At 40.2% G+C, this 17,326-nt stretch carries 14 protein-coding genes; all 14 read right to left on the bottom strand.

The window, feature by feature from the left end; genetic code table 11:
• Window position 1 precedes the first annotated feature (1 nt).
• Window positions 2–1,117: a transcription termination factor NusA gene (gene nusA / locus C0966_RS04050; protein WP_274853925.1), complete on the bottom strand. Its 1,116-nt coding sequence runs from the start codon at window positions 1,115–1,117 to the stop codon at window positions 2–4.
• Window positions 1,118–1,174: 57 nt separating this feature from the next.
• Entirely contained in the window at window positions 1,175–1,648 is a 474-nt protein-coding gene (gene rimP / locus C0966_RS04045; RefSeq protein ID WP_274855708.1) for a ribosome maturation factor RimP, read from the bottom strand.
• A 213-nt stretch (window positions 1,649–1,861) separates the two neighbouring features.
• Window positions 1,862–6,181, bottom strand: a complete 4,320-nt coding sequence (locus C0966_RS04040; RefSeq protein WP_274853924.1) for a PolC-type DNA polymerase III — start codon at window positions 6,179–6,181, stop codon at window positions 1,862–1,864.
• Window positions 6,182–6,333: 152 nt separating this feature from the next.
• On the bottom strand, window positions 6,334–8,037 hold the full coding sequence (locus C0966_RS04035) for a proline--tRNA ligase (protein ID WP_274853923.1): 1,704 nt from the start codon (window positions 8,035–8,037) through the stop codon (window positions 6,334–6,336).
• A 74-nt stretch (window positions 8,038–8,111) separates the two neighbouring features.
• Window positions 8,112–9,371 (bottom strand): RIP metalloprotease RseP, encoded by a 1,260-nt coding sequence (rseP, locus tag C0966_RS04030; RefSeq protein WP_274853922.1) that lies wholly within the window; start codon window positions 9,369–9,371, stop codon window positions 8,112–8,114.
• Window positions 9,372–9,521: 150 nt separating this feature from the next.
• A complete protein-coding gene (dxr, locus tag C0966_RS04025; RefSeq protein ID WP_274853921.1) occupies window positions 9,522–10,664 on the bottom strand; it encodes a 1-deoxy-D-xylulose-5-phosphate reductoisomerase in 1,143 nt (380 codons plus the stop codon).
• A gap of 111 nt (window positions 10,665–10,775) precedes the next feature.
• On the bottom strand, window positions 10,776–11,564 hold the full coding sequence (locus C0966_RS04020) for a phosphatidate cytidylyltransferase (protein WP_274853920.1): 789 nt from the start codon (window positions 11,562–11,564) through the stop codon (window positions 10,776–10,778).
• Between the two features lie 74 nt (window positions 11,565–11,638).
• Window positions 11,639–12,415 (bottom strand): isoprenyl transferase, encoded by a 777-nt coding sequence (locus tag C0966_RS04015; RefSeq protein WP_274853919.1) that lies wholly within the window; start codon window positions 12,413–12,415, stop codon window positions 11,639–11,641.
• A 222-nt stretch (window positions 12,416–12,637) separates the two neighbouring features.
• Complete coding sequence (gene frr / locus C0966_RS04010; protein WP_274853918.1) at window positions 12,638–13,195, bottom strand: ribosome recycling factor; 558 nt, start codon at window positions 13,193–13,195, stop codon at window positions 12,638–12,640.
• Between the two features lie 2 nt (window positions 13,196–13,197).
• Window positions 13,198–13,920, bottom strand: a complete 723-nt coding sequence (pyrH, locus tag C0966_RS04005; protein ID WP_274853917.1) for a UMP kinase — start codon at window positions 13,918–13,920, stop codon at window positions 13,198–13,200.
• A gap of 105 nt (window positions 13,921–14,025) precedes the next feature.
• Window positions 14,026–14,907, bottom strand: a complete 882-nt coding sequence (gene tsf, locus C0966_RS04000; protein ID WP_274853916.1) for a translation elongation factor Ts — start codon at window positions 14,905–14,907, stop codon at window positions 14,026–14,028.
• 112 nt (window positions 14,908–15,019) lie between these two features.
• Complete coding sequence (rpsB, locus tag C0966_RS03995) at window positions 15,020–15,733, bottom strand: 30S ribosomal protein S2 (RefSeq protein WP_274853915.1); 714 nt, start codon at window positions 15,731–15,733, stop codon at window positions 15,020–15,022.
• Between the two features lie 148 nt (window positions 15,734–15,881).
• Window positions 15,882–16,523: a DUF6115 domain-containing protein gene (locus C0966_RS03990; RefSeq protein ID WP_274853914.1), complete on the bottom strand. Its 642-nt coding sequence runs from the start codon at window positions 16,521–16,523 to the stop codon at window positions 15,882–15,884.
• A 1-nt stretch (window position 16,524) separates the two neighbouring features.
• A complete protein-coding gene (locus C0966_RS03985; protein ID WP_274853913.1) occupies window positions 16,525–17,301 on the bottom strand; it encodes a FliA/WhiG family RNA polymerase sigma factor in 777 nt (258 codons plus the stop codon).
• Window positions 17,302–17,326 lie beyond the last annotated feature (25 nt).

Raw genomic sequence — 17,326 nt, 5'->3', positions numbered from 1 at the left:
CTTAATCCATTGTATATTCTTCTTCGGTATCTTCGTCTTCATCAAATGTCAGCAATTGTTCATTGCGCGGATAAATTCCCGCTTCACGCGCCTCTGATTCAGCCTTAATATCAATTTTCCAGCCGGTCAGCTTAGCAGCAAGGCGCGCATTTTGGCCGCGTTTTCCAATTGCTAGCGATAACTGGTAATCAGGAACGATAACAGTTGTTGCTTTCTCTTCCTCATTTACAATAACATCAAGAACTTTTGAAGGGCTGAGCGCATTTGCAACAAACTCAACCGGGTCTTCGGACCATTTCACAATATCGATTTTTTCACCTTTTAATTCGTTTACAACCGCCTGAACGCGGCTTCCTTTTGGTCCGACACAAGAACCGACCGGATCTACCTCCGGATTATCGGAATGAACGGAGATTTTTGAACGGTCTCCAGCTTCCCTGGCAACAGACTTTATTTCAACTGTTCCGTCGTAAATTTCCGGAACCTCGATTTCAAATAATCTTTTTAAAAGTCCCGGATGGGTTCTGGAAACGTAAATTTGCGGTCCTTTTGTCGTTTTCTCTACCTTTGTAATATACACTTTAATGCGATCATGCGGTTTGTATTGTTCATTCGGCATTTGCTCATTTGCAGGCAAAATGGCTTCAATTTTGCCGAGGCTTACATAAATGAATCGCGAATCTTGGCGCTGAACGATTCCCGTCATAATATCTTCTTCACGGTCGATAAATTCCGAATAAATAATTCCTCTTTCAGCTTCCCTGACGCGCTGAGTTACAACTTGTTTTGCTGTTTGCGCAGCAATTCGGCCAAAATCTTTCGGCGTAACTTCCAATTCAACAATATCTTCAACTTGATAATTCGGATTGATTTGCCGAGCGTCTTCCAAAGAGATTTCGAGTCGAGGATCAAATACTTCCTCAACCACCTCTTTCCTTGCAAAAACCCGCATAGATCCATTTTCCAGATTCATGTCAATTCTTACGTTTTGTGCTTGATTAAAATTCCTGCGGTAAGCGGAAACAAGCGCTGCCTCTATCGCTTCAATCAAAACTTCACGAGAAATGCCTTTTTCTTTTTCAAGTAAATTAAGTGCATCCAATAATTCACTTGCCATGAGATCGTTCCCCCTTTAATCTCTAAAAACTCTTTTTTTATGTAGCAAAGCAATCATTTATGAAAAACTGACAGCCAAACGGGCGCTGGCAATTTTACTGAACGGTATTTCAATCAGTTTTTTTCTTGTTTTTATTTTAATCTCTATTTTAACTGTTTCTCTGTCAAAATGAGTTAAGATGCCTTCGAACGTCTTTTCTCCATCAATAGGCTCATATGTTTTAATGTAAATATTTTTGCCGACCGCTTTTTCAAAGTCTTTCTCTTTCTTTAAAGGGCGTTCCGCTCCTGGTGAAGAAACTTCAAGAAAGTAGTTATGGGGGATGGGATCAATTGCATCAAGCTTTTCACTTAACTTTTCACTCACAATCCCGCATTCCTCAATATCTACTCCGGTATCCTTATCGATAAATACACGGAGAAACCAGTCTTTTCCCTCTTTTACGTATTCGATGTCAACTAACTCTAAACCGTTTTCATCAAGGATTGGCGTTACTAATTCTTCAACTATTTCCGATACCTTGCTCAAAATCATATCCCTCCTTAGCAAACAATCTCTTACCTGCAGGAAAAAAAAACCGGAAAAAGTCCCGATTAAGATAATTAGTGTAAACAAACACGAAAGAGTGGGTCGCCCCACTCTTATCAGCTAGAGTTTATTCTTAGTATTTCCAAATAAAACTATATCATAAACGGATATTTATTGCAAATGGAATCGCTGTTAAAGAAAGGTTTGCAAAAGTTTTTAGAACAATGACAATTGGTTTTGCTCAGGAAGTGCATCAAGGCATCCATGGTTTTCCAAAAATTCTAAGATTGTTTTTGAGACTTTCCCTCGCTGCTGAAGGTCTTCTTTTGACAAAAATTCTCCTTCGCTTCTTGCCTTCACAATATTTAATGCGGCATTTGTCCCGAGTCCCGGAATGGAATTGAATGGCGGAATAAGGGAATTTCCCTCTATAATAAATTCAGTTGCACTCGACTTGTAAAGATCCACTTTCCCGAAAGAAAAGCCCCTTTCGCACATTTCAAGCGCCAATTCAAGCACTGTTAAAAGGTTCTTCTCCTTAGGAGAAGCATCAAGCCCTTTTGCATTAATTTCTTCAATTCGGGCACGAATCGCTTGTGAACCGCGTGTCATCGCTTCAAGATCAAAGTCTTCAGCACGAACAGTAAAATATGCAGCATAATATAAAAGAGGATGATGAACTTTAAAATATGCAATTCGCACTGCCATTAATACATAGGCAGCAGCATGGGCTTTCGGGAACATGTATTTGATTTTTTTGCAAGAATCGATATACCATTCAGGTACATTGTTCTTGCGCATTTCCGCTTCCATCTCTTCCGTTAAGCCCTTCCCTTTTCGGACGGATTCCATAATTTTGAATGCAAAAGCCGGTTCCAGCCCCTGATAAATGAGGTAGACCATAATATCATCGCGGCACCCGATCACTTCGCTCAATGTACAAATATTATTTTGAATGAGTTCCTGGGCATTGCCGAGCCATACATCCGTACCGTGTGATAATCCGGAAATCTGAACAAGTTCAGAGAATGTCGTCGGCTTCGTTTCTTCGAGCATTTGACGGACAAATCTCGTTCCGAATTCAGGTATTCCTAGCGTTCCCGTTTTACACATGATTTGCTCTTCTGTCACTCCAAGTGTTTCTGTTCCGCTGAAAATTTTCATCACTTCAGGATCATCAGTAGGAATTGTCTTCGGATCGATTCCGCTTAAGTCTTGAAGCATACGGATGACAGTCGGGTCATCGTGTCCGAGAATATCGAGTTTCAATAGATTATCATGAATTGAATGGAAGTCAAAATGGGTTGTCCGCCATTCGGACGATTGATCATCTGCCGGATACTGGATCGGCGAAAAATCATAAATATCCATATAATCCGGAACAACGATAATTCCACCGGGGTGCTGGCCCGTCGTCCTTTTTACACCTGTCAGTCCGGATGCCAAACGATCGATTTCCGCTCCGCGAAGTTCAAGATTGTGATCCTGCTGATAGGCTTTTACATAACCGTATGCCGTTTTATCTGCAACCGTACCGATCGTTCCGGCGCGGTACACATTATCTTCACCAAATAGAACCTTTGTATAGTTATGGGCTCTTGGCTGGTATTCGCCTGAAAAATTCAAGTCGATATCAGGCACTTTGTCCCCTTTGAAACCAAGGAACGTTTCAAATGGGATATCATGGCCGTCTTTTTTATATTTGGCGCCGCATTTTGGACAATCTTTATCAGGCAAATCAAATCCTGATCCTACCGAACCGTCATTAAAGAATTCGGAATGTTTGCATTCCGGGCATACATAATGAGGCGGCAGAGGATTTACTTCCGTAATTTCCGTCATTGTTGCTACGAACGACGATCCTACTGAACCGCGGGAACCGACTAGGTAACCGTCATCTAACGATTTTTTTACGAGTTTATGAGAAATCAAGTAAATCACGGCAAACCCGTGGCCGATAATGCTTTTTAACTCTTTTTCAAGCCGTGCTTCAACAATTTCAGGAAGCGGATCGCCATAAATTTTCTTGGCCATCTCGTAACTCATTTTCCGTATCTCTTCATCCGCACCTTCAATTTTTGGTGTATAAAGATCGTCTTTGATCGGCTTAATCGTTTCGATCATATCAGCAATCTTATTCGTATTCGTAACGACAATTTCTTTTGCTTTTTCTTCACCGAGGAATGAAAAGGCATCAAGCATTTCATTTGTCGTGCGGAAGTAAACGTCAGGCAGTTGGTGGCGGTTTAACGGATTGGCACCCCCTTGAGAACTTACGAGAATTTTTCGGTAGATTTTATCATGCGGGTTTAAGTAATGGACATTACCGGTAGCGACAACCGGTTTGTTTAGCTTTTCCCCTAACTTTACAATATTGCCGATAATCTCTTCCAACGCTTTTTCATCACGTACAAGCTCCATTTCAATAAGTGGGGCATACACCTCTTTCGGGTGTACTTCCAAGTAGTCATAAAATTGAGCAATCTCCTCTACCTCTTCCGGCGCTTTTTGCATCATACCTTCAAAAACTTCCCCTTTGTCGCAGCCGGATCCGACTAAAATTCCTTCCCTGTGCAATTGGAGCTGGGATCTCGGAATTCGTGGAACCCGATAGAAATAATCAATGTGGGAAATCGATACAAGTTTAAACAAGTTTTTCAAACCAGTTTCATTTTGCGCAAGAAGAGTGCAATGGAACGGACGAGCACGCTGATACGCATTTCCTTGGCCCATTTTATCATTTAATTGGTCGTGATATTTAATGCCTTTTTCATTGGCATCTTTTAGCATTTTAATTAAAAGATAACCGGTAGCTTCCGCGTCATAAATAGCCCGGTGATGCTGAGTGAGCTCGACGTCGAATTTTTTAGCCAGTGTATTTAACCGGTGGTTTTTTAATTCAGGATACAGAAACCTGGCTAATTCTAGTGTATCTATTACCGGATTGGCAACCTTTCCGATGCCGATGTTTTTATAGCCGACATTTAAAAATCCAATATCAAAAGAAGCGTTGTGAGCTACTAACACCCCGTCGCCTGCCCAGGAATGGAATCTTCTCAAAACGTCTTCCACTTCGGGTGCATTTTTAACCATATCATCCGTTATTCCTGTCAATTCGATCGTAGTTGCCGAAAGCGGATGGTGCGGGTTGGCAAACGACTCAAAGCGGTCGACAATTTCTCCATTTTGAATTTTAACCGCAGCAAGTTCGATAATCGTGTCATAGACTGCGGATAATCCCGTTGTCTCGACGTCAAATACGATAAAAGTATCTTCCGAGAGTAACCGGTGCGCACTATTATAGGCAATTGGAACTCCGTCATCCACTAAATTAGCTTCAAGACCATACAGGATTTTAATATCATTCTTTTTTCCGGCCCCAAATGCCTCAGGGAAAGATTGAACAACTGCATGGTCGGTAATGGCAATTGCTTTATGCCCCCATTTTTTCGCTTGGGCCACAAGCGTGCTTACAGATGTTACGGCATCCATTTGGCTCATAGGTGTATGAAGGTGAAGTTCGACTCGTTTTTCTCCTTCAGGCGCGGTATCTTTTCTTTCAATCGGTTTTATTTCGTTTATGTCGTTTCCGATCATGACAAGATCCCGGACAAATGTATCGTTTTGAATGCTGCCCCTGACTTTCAGCCACATTCCCTTTTTCACGCGCTGAAACTTTTCTGCATCTTCTTTATCTCTGGAAAACATTTTGACAAGGATCGAGCTTGTATAATCCGTAATCTTGAAGGTTAATAGAGTCCTTCCGCTTTTTAGCTCTTTCGTTTCAACATCGAAAACATACCCTTCAATCGCAACTCTTCGTTCTTCTTCAACGATTTCTTCAAGTTTTCTAAAATCGGAATCGTCTTTAATTGTCAGCCCGATCATGAGAGGACCATTTTCAGATTCAATCCCCTGTTCTTTTTCGGCTTCCTTCTTCTGCAATTCAGCAAGAGCTTGAAGCCCTCTTTCCTGATCTTCTTTTTCTTTTGCAAGCAGAAACTCTTTATATTCTTCATTCGATTCGTTCGAAATTTCGATATCGATTGTTAAAGGGGGAAATCCGAATGTTTGATAAATGTTCGTGATCATTTCGGCATATTTCTTTTTTAACGCAAGCCCTTCCGCTTCATTTCTCGCTTGTATAATTATTTTATTTCCTCGAACCTTTGGAATTTGTTCATTTAGTAATTTTAAAAGCGGCGGCGATATCCCGTCAATTTCTTGAATACAGCATTTCCAATAATCAGTGATGAGCTCGTCTGTAATTTCTTGATTGGAAACTTTTATGGAAAATGAGATATTGGCTATATGTGAGAACGTTTTTTCCAGTCGAGTAGTAAAACGGTTATAAATACTAGAAGGGATTATATGATCAAATAGAAAATAAAAATGCCATTTTCTGGCTTTCTTTTCAATCAAGACTTTTTCGATTTCCGCGTTGTGAAAATACTTTACGATCGCATCTTCAGTCAACTGCAGCTGCTGGAGCAAGAGTTGGAATCGCTCTTTCTTGCCGGAGGCTATATCGCTCATCTTTCTCTCTCCTTCTATAAAAATGATCCTTTTACCAATATGAACATAGGTAATTATAACATAAAGAAAAACTTCCAACAGTGCTTCGCGTTTTAAACCATCCAGGTAAAAAACGGGTTCCGCCCATATGACGGAACCCGAATCGAATCTGATTATAAATTTTTCAGAATGTCAGTAAGCGCCGGCAAAAGGTCATTTTTATGAATCTCTTGCATTTCGCCTGTTTTGCGCACTTTTACTTCGACAATGCCGTCAGCAGCTTTCTTTCCGACTGTAACTATGACAGGAATGCCAATGAGATCAGAATCGGCAAATTTCACGCCCGGTCTTTCCTGACGGTCATCCAGCAAAACTTCAAAGCGGTTTTTTTGCAATTCTGTGTAAATTTCTTCGGCTAATGAAGCTTGTGCTTCATCTTTCATATTAACGGCAATGACATGTACTTGAAACGGTGCAATATTTGCAGGCCAGACAAGCCCATTTTCATCGTTGAACTGTTCAGCGACAGCAGCCAACGTCCGGGAAACTCCGATTCCGTAGCAGCCCATGATCATTGGCTGTGATTTGCCGTTTTCATCTAAATATACGGCATTCATTGCTTCACTGTAACGGGTTCCGAGCTTAAAGACGTGTCCAACTTCGATTCCTTTCGCAAACAAAATCTTCCCTTGCCCATCAGGTGAAGGATCTCCTTCCTGAATAAACCGAAGGTCTGCATACCGGCTGACTTTAAAATCACGGCCGGGATTCACATTTATGTAATGGAAATGTTCTTCATTAGCACCGCATACTCCGTTTGTGATCGCTTCAACCGCAAAATCTGCAACAATTTCAACATTGTTTACATGAATCGGGCCGATGGAGCCTACGCTTACACCAAGAATCTTCTTTGTTTCTTCAGCATCAGCCAGCTCTACCGTATTTGCTTCAAACAGATTTTTCAGTTTAATATCATTAACTTCGTGGTCACCGCGAACAAGAACGAGCACATATGAATCATCCACTTTGAAAAGTAATGATTTTATGCACTTCTTCTCATCTACATTTAAATAAGCTGATACTTCTTCAATCGTTTTTTGATTTTCTGTTTTTACTTTTTCCAGTTCTTTTTCAGGCTCATCGTCTTTTTCATATTTGACAACGACAGGTGCCATTTCAATGTTCGCTGCATAGTCCGATGCATCTGAGTAAGCAATCGTATCTTCTCCGACATCTGATAACACCATAAATTCATGCGTATCTTTTCCGCCCATTGCTCCTGAATCAGCAATAACAGCACGAAAATCGAGTCCGCACCTTCTAAAAATATTCGAGTAAGCTTGAAAGATTTTTTCGTATACTTCGTCAAGGCTTTCTTTTGATGAATGGAATGAATATGCATCCTTCATAATAAACTCTCGACCGCGCAAAAGCCCGAAACGCGGACGCTTTTCATCACGAAATTTAGTTTGAATCTGATATAAAGTGAGTGGTAGCCGTTTATATGATTTAACTTCATCACGAACCAAGCTTGTAATCACTTCTTCATGCGTTGCACCAAGAGCAAATTCTCTTTCATGGCGATCTTTTAGCCGCATCAATTCCGGCCCGTATGTATACCAACGACCTGATTCCTGCCAGAGCTCCGCCTGCTGCAGTGCCGGCATAAGCAGTTCGACGGCTCCGGCATTATTCATTTCTTCACGGATAATTTCCTCAATTTTTTGCAGTACTTTTCGCCCTAATGGCATATAGCTGTAAACACCGCTGGCATTTTGCCGTATAAAACCGGCTCTTAATAATAGCTGGTGGCTTTTTATTTCTGCATCTGCAGGTACTTCTCTTAGTGTCGGAATTAGCGTCATACTCTGTTTCATATCATACACCCCATTTACTTAAATCCGAATGCGCCTCCGGTCAAACACGCCGGAGGCATTAGGCTAACTATTCATTATAGAAAAAAGCGTTGAATATCATTCCATGTTACTACGAGCATTAATAGCATAAGCAGTGCAAAACCGATAAAATGAACCATTCCCTCTTTATGACGGTCAATCGGTTTTCCCCTGACCGCTTCAACAGCAAAAAACATTAGTCTACCACCGTCTAAGGCCGGTATTGGAAGCAAATTCATGATCCCGAGGTTTATGCTTAAAATTGCTGCCCATTTCATTAAATAATAAATTCCTGATTTTGCAACTGTATCGGTTGAAACGTAAATGCCAACAGGTCCTGAAAGAGAATCAATCGAAAACTGCCCTGTCACTAGCTTGCCAAGCATAAAGAAAATCTCTTTCGTCCAGAAATACGTTTCACTTGCTCCGTAAGTGAGTGCTTTTAACGGTGATTTTTCAACAGGACTGTAAACCCCTATTAAACCGATTTTTTTCCCTTCAGCTTCTTGCACTTCCGGAGTTACCGGTATTTCAAGTGTATCGCCATTTCGTTCAATGGTAAATTGAAGTTCTTCGCCGGGATTTTTGCGAATGATTTCAACCACATCTGTCCAGGTTGAAATTTCTGAACCATCAATGCTTACAACCTTATCTCCTTCTTTTAAACCTGCCTCATAAGCAGCACCATCCGGAGTCAATTTCCCGAGTTCAGGTTCCATAGATGGCACTCCCTGAAAAAGTGCAATAATAACAAAGACCACAAATGCAAGGATAAAGTTCATCATTGGTCCTGCAAAAATGGCCATTGTTCTTTGGCCAAGTGTCTTAGAAGCGAACTGGCGGTTATATGGCGCAATTTGAGTTTCAGAGCCGTTTTCCACCACTGTTGCCTCTGGATTGACGGCAAACGTACGGAGAACGTCCTCTTCATCATCCGCATATCCTTTTATGATAAGTTCGTGTTCAATGTCTGCATGCTCAACTTCAACAATCCTTGCATCAGGATATTCATCTTTATTATTTAAAATAATCGTGTTTACTTTTCCGGCTTTGTCAAAGAGCAATCCAATTCTGTAGCCGGGCTTAATTTCCACCATCTCAGGGTCTTCTCCTGCCATCCGGACAAATCCGCCTATTGGCAGAAGGCGTATCGTATAGGTTGTTTCCCCTTTTTTATAGGAAAATACTTTCGGGCCAAAACCGATCGCAAACTCCCGGCATAAAATACCCGCTTTTTTTGCAAAAACGAAATGTCCTAATTCATGGAAAAAAACAAGGGCGCCAAATATGACGATAAAGGCTATCACTGTACTCAAACGTATACCCACCTTTTAGACTGTCAGATTTTTTTCATGTTTTTCAGCATGAAACATATTTCTTGGCTAAAGAGTACCAAATATATTACTTCATGCCAAGTATGAAGCAAAAACCGTTTGTACTCTATATTACATTCTATGTGAATATAATCAGTATAAACCTTTAACAAAGTTTCTTGTTTCTTTATCGATTACTTGAATCGTTTCAAGATCAGGATGTTTAATGATTTCGTGCTTGCTGATTGCTTTTTCAATTAAATCTTCAATTTGCAGGAAAGAAATTTCCCCATTCAGAAATGCGGCCACTGCTTCCTCGTTTGCAGCATTTAGAACTGTCGGCATCGTTCCCCCCGCTTTTCCGGCTTCATATGCAAATTGTAAACAGCGAAAACGGTTAAAGTCCATCTCAGCAAAATGGAGCTTGCCAATTTCGGCAAGATTCAGCTTGCTTGCAGATTTAAGAGGCAGTCTGTCCGGGTAAGTTAACGCATATTGAATCGGCACCCTCATATCCGGTGTTCCGAGCTGGGCAATCACACTGCTGTCATGGAACTCAATCATCGAATGAATAATACTTTCTTTATGCAAAAGCACTTCTATTCGATCATATGGCATTGAAAAAAGCCAGTGAGCCTCAATCACTTCAAGGCCTTTATTCATCATGGTGGCGGAATCAATCGTAATTTTCGCTCCCATGGACCAATTAGGGTGGTTAAGGGCTTCCTCTACTGTAACATTGACTAGTTCGTCCCGGCTTCTGTCCCGAAAACTTCCTCCAGAAGCCGTTAAAATAATTTTTTCAATGTTTTTTTCTTTTTCACCTTGAAGGGCTTGGAATATGGCTGAATGCTCACTGTCGACCGGAAGCAATGGAACTTTTTTTCGACGGGCTGCTTCCATTACTAGATGGCCCGCGGTAACAAGCGTCTCTTTATTTGCGATCGCTATTGTTTTACCCGCTTCAATTGCTTGCAATGTCGGATATAGACCGACGCTGCCTAATACAGCATTTACGAGAATGTCTGTTTTTTCAAAAACAGCTGCTTCTGATAAACCTTCTTCTCCATATGTAAAAGTAATACCGGGAAATTCGGCTCTCAAGCTATCTGAACCGGATTTATCCCTGGTTGAAACTAGCTCGGGCTTAAATTCATGAATGATTTTTCTTGCGAGATCAAGATTTCTGCCGACAGACATCGCCGCAAGCTTAAATTGGTCAGGGTGTTCCCTTATGATATCCAATGTTTGAGTACCAATTGAACCGGTTGCCCCTAACAAACTAATATACTTCAAATACATTCAACTCCTACTAATCAACAACAAGAACAAAATTTTTATTTTTGGACTTTGATAACTGTCCAGCGCAAGCAGCTGTCGGGCCTAATCGAGGCGCTTGCACTTTTCTTATAACAAGTGAAAGAAATGCAATAGAGGCCAAACAAATAACAGGCTGTCAAAGCGGTCTAAAATACCGCCATGACCGGGAAGAATGTTACCGGAATCTTTCACATCATAATGCCTTTTTAAAGCTGACTCGACTAGATCGCCAATTTGACCGAAAATCGACAAAAAGACAGTGATGATCATTAATTGTATAAGTGATGCATCAATATCTGTAAAGAATACAAATAAAATCGCAACGATGATGGCGCATACAATGCCGCCAATAAATCCTTCCACAGTCTTGTTAGGGCTGATTTCCGGCCAAAGTTTGTTTTTGCCAATAGCCCGTCCGATAAAATAAGCACCTGAATCGGTCGCCCAAACGATAAATAGTGAATAAAACACATAAGTCAAGCCCGCTTCGCGCGTTTCAATAAAATAATAAAATCCGATCCCGATATACATAATTGCCATTGTTGAAAAGGCAACATCGTCAAATGAAAACCTGTTCTTTGTCGCAACGGTATAAGTTAAAAATAGCAAAACAGCCAATAGCGCGACTTCTACCTTTGAATAGTTAAGATCCTCAATTAAATTTAAATACTCATTTGGCAATAAAAATATCCAAAGTAGAGCCAATGATATAATGCCTGGAACTGAAAAAAGCTTCAGTTTTCGCATTTTTAACAGCTCATATAAGCTTATCGTTGCCAATAAGTATATCATGGCCAAAAATGGCATATTTCCGAAAAAAACAATCGGCAAAAAAACAGCCGCTGCTGCGATTGCTGTTATGATTCTTTGCTTCATCCATTATTCAACACCTTTGTATTCTTCGTCTAGATTCATGAATATGGAAGCCCCGATGTCAAATTTGGGGATGATCAAACTCCCCCAAACCGTCTTTGGCGGTTTTGGAAATCTTCTATTGCTTCGATTAAATGTTCCTCGGAAAAATCCGGCCACAAAACATCGGTAAACCAAAATTCTGTATACGCAAGCTGCCATAGCATAAAATTGCTCAGCCGAATTTCCCCGCTGGTTCTAATTAAGAGATCGGGGTCCTCAAGACCTGAAGTCATTAAATAATTGGAAAATACATCCTCATTCAAGTCGTTTTCATTCATTATGCCACTTCGGCAATCTTTTAAGACGTGCTTTACAGCTTCAATAATTTCAGCCCTGCTTCCATAATTGAGAGCAAAATTTAGAATAAGGCCGTTGTTTTCCTTTGTTTCATCGGTTGCTTTTTCAATTGCTCTTACCGTATGTTCCGGAAGATTGTGCTTATAGCCTATCATTTTCACCTTTACATTTTCTTTCACAAGCTCCGGCAAAAAGGTGCCTAGAAACTCTTCGGGAAGCTTCATTAGATAATCTACTTCGTTCTTCGGGCGCTTCCAGTTTTCCGTGGAAAATGCGTACAAAGTCAATATTTTTATTCCAAGTTCATTTGCCAGCATCGTTATTTTACGAACGACCTTCATACCCTCATGATGGCCTGCTACTCTCGGCAATGCTCTCTTCTTTGCCCAGCGGCCGTTCCCGTCCATAATAATGGCAATATGTGAAGGAACTTGTTGTTCTTTAATGTTTTTAATTCGATCTCGGAGATTGGAAGAGAAATTCTGGTTCTTCCAAAGCTTTATTTTATTAAACATAGTTCAGCTCCTCCAAAAAAGGTTAATCGTTACCTCCGATAAAAAAGGAAAAATGCAGAATATGTAAAAATTTTTTCAAACTGCACGCTCTTATCATACCAAAAATTCAATTAGATATCTCTATAAAAAATATAGAGGATTAAGTAAAGCAAAAAGACCTTCGGAACAGCATCGCTTTTTCTATTTTTTGAAAAAGAAAACTCGCCGTCCGGCGAGCAATAATCAGATTTCCAAGATTTCCTTTTCTTTATCTTTTGTGATTTGGTCAATTTTGCTAATATGTTCATCCGTAAGCTTTTGAATATCATCCGAATATCCGCGAAGATCATCTTCTGTTATTTCGCCTGCTTTTTCTAATTTTTTAAGATCATCATTTGCATCGCGGCGGATGTTTCTGATCGCTACTTTAGCTTCTTCTGATTCTTTTTTTACAACTTTTACAAGCTCTTTTCGGCGTTCCTCAGTGAGCTGCGGAATGGCAATGCGGATAAGGGAGCCGTCACTTGTCGGATTTAATCCCAAATCTGATTTTAAAATGGCTTTTTCGATTTCCCCAACAATTGATTTATCATATGGCTGGATGACAAGTAAGCGAGGTTCGGGAACAGTAATCCCTGCTAATTGATTGACAGGTGTAGGCACTCCATAATATTCAACGGTTACTCTGTCCAATAAAGAAGCGCTGGCTCTGCCTGCCCGAATGCTTGCAAGTTCGCGTGTATATGCTTGGATCGCTTTCGTCATTTTTTCTTTAGCATTTGCAATGACTTGTTTTGGCATTATTATTTCCCCCTTACGATTGTTCCGATTGTTTCGCCCATCACGGCTCGTTTAATATTTCCTTGTTCCATAATAGAGAATACAATTAACGGTATATTGTTGTCCATACATAGTGACGATGCTGTTGAATCCATAACCGCGAGCCCCTCTTTTAGAACATCTAAATAAGACAGTTCATCATATTTCTTTGCATTTTTATCAACTCGAGGGTCAGCAGTATATACCCCATCTACATTGTTTTTCGCCATTAAAATAACTTCCGCTTCTATTTCGGCTGCCCGCAAAGCAGCTGTTGTATCAGTTGAGAAATAAGGGTTTCCAGTACCAGCAGCGAAAATAACCACCCGTTTTTTCTCAAGATGGCGAATCGCACGTCTGCGAATATAAGGTTCTGCAACTTGGCGCATTTCGATTGAAGTTTGGACACGTGTTTCAATCCCTAAATGTTCGAGGCTGTCTTGCAGCGCCAAGGAGTTCATCACAGTTGCCAGCATTCCCATATAATCCGCTGTCGCTCTGTCCATTCCCATCTCACTGCCTATTTTTCCCCGCCAAATATTGCCGCCGCCTACAACTACTGCCACTTCAACACCTAATTCAGCTATTTCCTTTACTTGTTCGGCGATTGATTTAATGACGGCAGGATTAATACCGAAGCCTTGTTCACCTGCTAAAGCTTCTCCGCTTAATTTTAATACTACTCGTTTGTACTTAGGGCTGCTCATAAGAACCTCCATATGTAGTCTTAGCCTATTATGCAAGCTTTAAAAACAGGGAACACAAAGTGTTCCCTGAGTATGAATCAGTCTGTTTAATTATAGCTTAATTGATTACTTCTTAACCTGGTTCATAACTTCTTCTGCGAAGTTTTCTTCACGTTTTTCCAAGCCTTCTCCAACTTCGTAGCGAACGAACTCGCGAATTGTTGCGCCTTTTGATTCTACAAATTGGCGTACTTTTTGGTCAGGGTTTTTAACGAAAGCTTGATCAAGAACACAAACTTCTTCAAAAAATTTCCCTAGACGCCCTTCTACCATTTTTGCGACGATGTTTTCAGGTTTCCCTTCATTTAGAGCCTGTTGTGTTAAAACTTGGCGTTCGCGCTCTACTTCTTCTTGAGAAACTTGGTCGCGGGAAACGTATTTAGGATTTAATGCGGCAATATGCATTGCAACATCCTTTGCAGCCTCTTCATCAGTAGTTCCTTCTAACACAGTTAGAACACCGATGCGTCCGCCCATATGCAAATAAGCACCGAATGCATCATTGTCAGTTTTTGTTTTGATTTCAAAGCGGCGAAGAGTGATTTTCTCACCGATTTTTGCAACAGCGGCATTAATGTGTTCAGCTACAGTAGAACCGCTATCCATTTTTTGTTCTGCTGCCTCTTCAACAGTAGCCGGTTTATGTTTTAGAAGATGATCAGCCAATTCTTTTACAAGTGTTTGGAAGCCTTCGTTTTTAGCAACGAAATCCGTTTCAGAGTTCACTTCAAGAATGACAGCCTCGTTTCCTTCAACTTTGATAGAAGTAATACCTTCAGCGGCAATACGGTCTGCTTTCTTTGCAGCTTTTGCGATTCCTTTTTCACGAAGGAAATCAATCGCTTTTTCCATATCACCGTTTGTTTCTTGAAGGGCTTTTTTGCAATCCATCATGCCGGCGCCAGTTTTTTCGCGCAGTTCTTTAACCATTTGTGCAGTAATTGCCATAATAAGAAATCCTCCTTAATTGTATGTTATGTAACTTGGCTATTAGAATAATTCAAAAAGAAAATCTTTAAAAAAAGGTGATAAAGGGTGCTCCCTATTATCACCTTTAACATTACTCAGCGGCAGCTGTAGTTGCAACTTCTTCACCTTGTTTAGCTTCTAAGATCGCATCAGCCATTTTTGAAGTTAAAAGCTTAACAGCGCGAATTGCATCATCGTTTGCAGGGATAACCACATCAATTTCATCTGGGTCGCAGTTTGTATCTACGATAGCTACGATTGGAATGTTTAATTTATGTGCCTCTGCAACTGCGATACGTTCTTTACGAGGGTCAATGATGAACAAAGCATCCGGCAGCTGTTTCATTTCTTTAATACCGCCAAGGAATTTTTCTAAACGCTCTTGTTCTTTCCTTAATTTAACTACTTCTTTCTTTGGAAGAACATCGAAAGTGCCGTCTTCAGCCATTCTTTCAATATCTTTTAAACGTTGGATACGCTTTTGGATTGTCTCAAAGTTAGTTAAAGTTCCTCCAAGCCAGCGTTGGTTCACATAAAACATTCCTGAACGTTCTGCTTCTTCCTTTACAGATTCTTGAGCTTGTTTTTTTGTACCAACGAAAAGAATTGTTCCTCCATTCGCTGCAAGCTCTTTTACCCAATTAAAAGCTTCCTCAACCTTTTTCACTGTTTTTTGAAGGTCGATGATGTAAATGCCGTTACGTTCAGTGAAAATATATTTCTTCATTTTTGGGTTCCAACGGCGAGTTTGGTGACCGAAATGTACACCAGCTTCAAGCAATTGCTTCATAGAAATTACTGACATGCTTTTTTCCTCCTAATGGTTTTGTTTTCCTCCGCCCACATCATTTTTAAACGGAAACTGTCATTTTGACAGCACCATCCGTTTAAATCAGCAAGCGTGTGTAATAACACCATGTCATAATATAGCACATGTGAAAATGACAATCAAGTTATTCCTGCTCATTTTGATGATTAAATTTAAGTAAAAGTTCGATTTCCGTCTTTCCTTTATTCAGTTTCTTTGCAATTTCTTCAACGCTAAATCCTTCCTTTTTCAGAGAAAAAACTTCATTTAACAATGACATTAAATAATCGTCTTTCTGTTCAGATTTTATGTTTTGATCTTGGAAATGATTCTCTGAGTCAACGGATGCATTTTGGGAACCTGACTGTTTGCCATCCGTTAACGGAGAGCTGTTTGATTTCTCAATCGAAAGATCAGAATTGTTCATGTTTTTCTTATAAGCTTTTACCGCTTGAAAGGGAGCGACTTTTCCTATTCTGATTGAACGCTCTTTGCTTGTTCCATCGGAGTGAAGATCCGATATGTTTGGAGTTGGCATTTCACTCGTTCTATTAATAAATGCAGTTTCTTTATTTAGGCTAATTTCCTGTAAACGATTAATAAATTTCTCGTTTTCTTCTTTCATTTCAATCATATAAGCCGAAATGACTTCTTCCATTTCCTGAATCATTTTTTCTTGCTTTTTTTCTGCCTGAATGAATCGATTTTGGCGCAAATATAATATCACGATTGCCAGAAAAGCCAAAATATTGAATAATAAACTTAATATCAGAAAAAAAATAACCATATTACCCCTCTATCCGCTGTAAGCATTCCATTGCTTGCCGCAGTTTGTAAAGTGCCCTTGAATGTATTTGGGAAATTCTCGACGTAGACAGCCCCATTACTCTGCCGATTTCAGTTAATGTTAATTCCTCTTTGTAAAACAAACTTAAAACTAGCTGCTCTTTTTCATTCAGCTGAGAAATGAGCTCAGACAACTCCAAAAGCATCTCTTCTTTCACAATTTTTTCTTCTGGATTTTCTGCTTTCTCATCCTTAAGGACATATGATTGCCCGTCTTTGTCATCATGTTCTAGAGGATGTTCATCAATGGAAAGAACATTGGCAAAAAAGTGTTCATTCATTGTGGAAACTACTTCATCTTCTGACATATTCAGTTCAGCTGCAATTTCTGCTGTTGTCACGTTTCTCATATACCGCTGTTCAAGCTTTTCAATTGCAGATTCAATCTTTTTGGCTTTATCTCTTGTGCTTCGCGGCAGCCAATCTTCTTTTCGCAAACCGTCAAGAATTGCCCCGCGAATACGGAAGGAAGCATATGTATCAAACTTTAATTCTCGCTCAGGGTCAAATTTTTCAAGTGCATCATACAAACCAACCATTCCAAGGCTTTGCAAATCATCTCTTGATATGCTTTTTGGGAGACTGACAGAGATTCGTTGTACATGATAATTAACTAATGGCATATATTTTTTGACTAATAGATTTCCTGCATGAGGATCACGATGCCGTACCCAATTTTCCCAGTATATTTGCTCATCGGTCATTGAAACCTTTGTCACGGTAATCCTCCTCAAATCGTTTACC

This window comes from Bacillus methanolicus, assembly GCF_028888695.1.
GTDB classification, from domain to species: Bacteria; Bacillota; Bacilli; order Bacillales; family Cytobacillaceae; genus Bacillus_Z; species Bacillus_Z methanolicus_B.
The sequence above is the reverse complement of the archived record's forward strand: the minus strand, read 5'-3'. Positions and strand labels throughout refer to the sequence as shown.

Excerpts from the sequence above, each read along its gene's own strand:
- nusA (WP_274853925.1), bottom strand. The coding sequence starts at position 1,117 with ATGGCAAGTGAATTATTGGATGCACTTAATTTACTTGAAAAAGAAAAA.
- C0966_RS04040 (WP_274853924.1), bottom strand. The coding sequence starts at position 6,181 with ATGAGCGATATAGCCTCCGGCAAGAAAGAGCGATTCCAACTCTTGCTC.
- C0966_RS04035 (WP_274853923.1), bottom strand. The coding sequence starts at position 8,037 with ATGAAACAGAGTATGACGCTAATTCCGACACTAAGAGAAGTACCTGCA.
- C0966_RS04020 (WP_274853920.1), bottom strand. The coding sequence starts at position 11,564 with ATGAAGCAAAGAATCATAACAGCAATCGCAGCAGCGGCTGTTTTTTTG.
- C0966_RS04015 (WP_274853919.1), bottom strand. The coding sequence starts at position 12,415 with ATGTTTAATAAAATAAAGCTTTGGAAGAACCAGAATTTCTCTTCCAAT.
- frr (WP_274853918.1), bottom strand. The coding sequence starts at position 13,195 with ATGCCAAAACAAGTCATTGCAAATGCTAAAGAAAAAATGACGAAAGCG.
- pyrH (WP_274853917.1), bottom strand. The coding sequence starts at position 13,920 with ATGAGCAGCCCTAAGTACAAACGAGTAGTATTAAAATTAAGCGGAGAA.
- tsf (WP_274853916.1), bottom strand. The coding sequence starts at position 14,907 with ATGGCAATTACTGCACAAATGGTTAAAGAACTGCGCGAAAAAACTGGC.
- rpsB (WP_274853915.1), bottom strand. The coding sequence starts at position 15,733 with ATGTCAGTAATTTCTATGAAGCAATTGCTTGAAGCTGGTGTACATTTC.
- C0966_RS03990 (WP_274853914.1), bottom strand. The coding sequence starts at position 16,523 with ATGGTTATTTTTTTTCTGATATTAAGTTTATTATTCAATATTTTGGCT.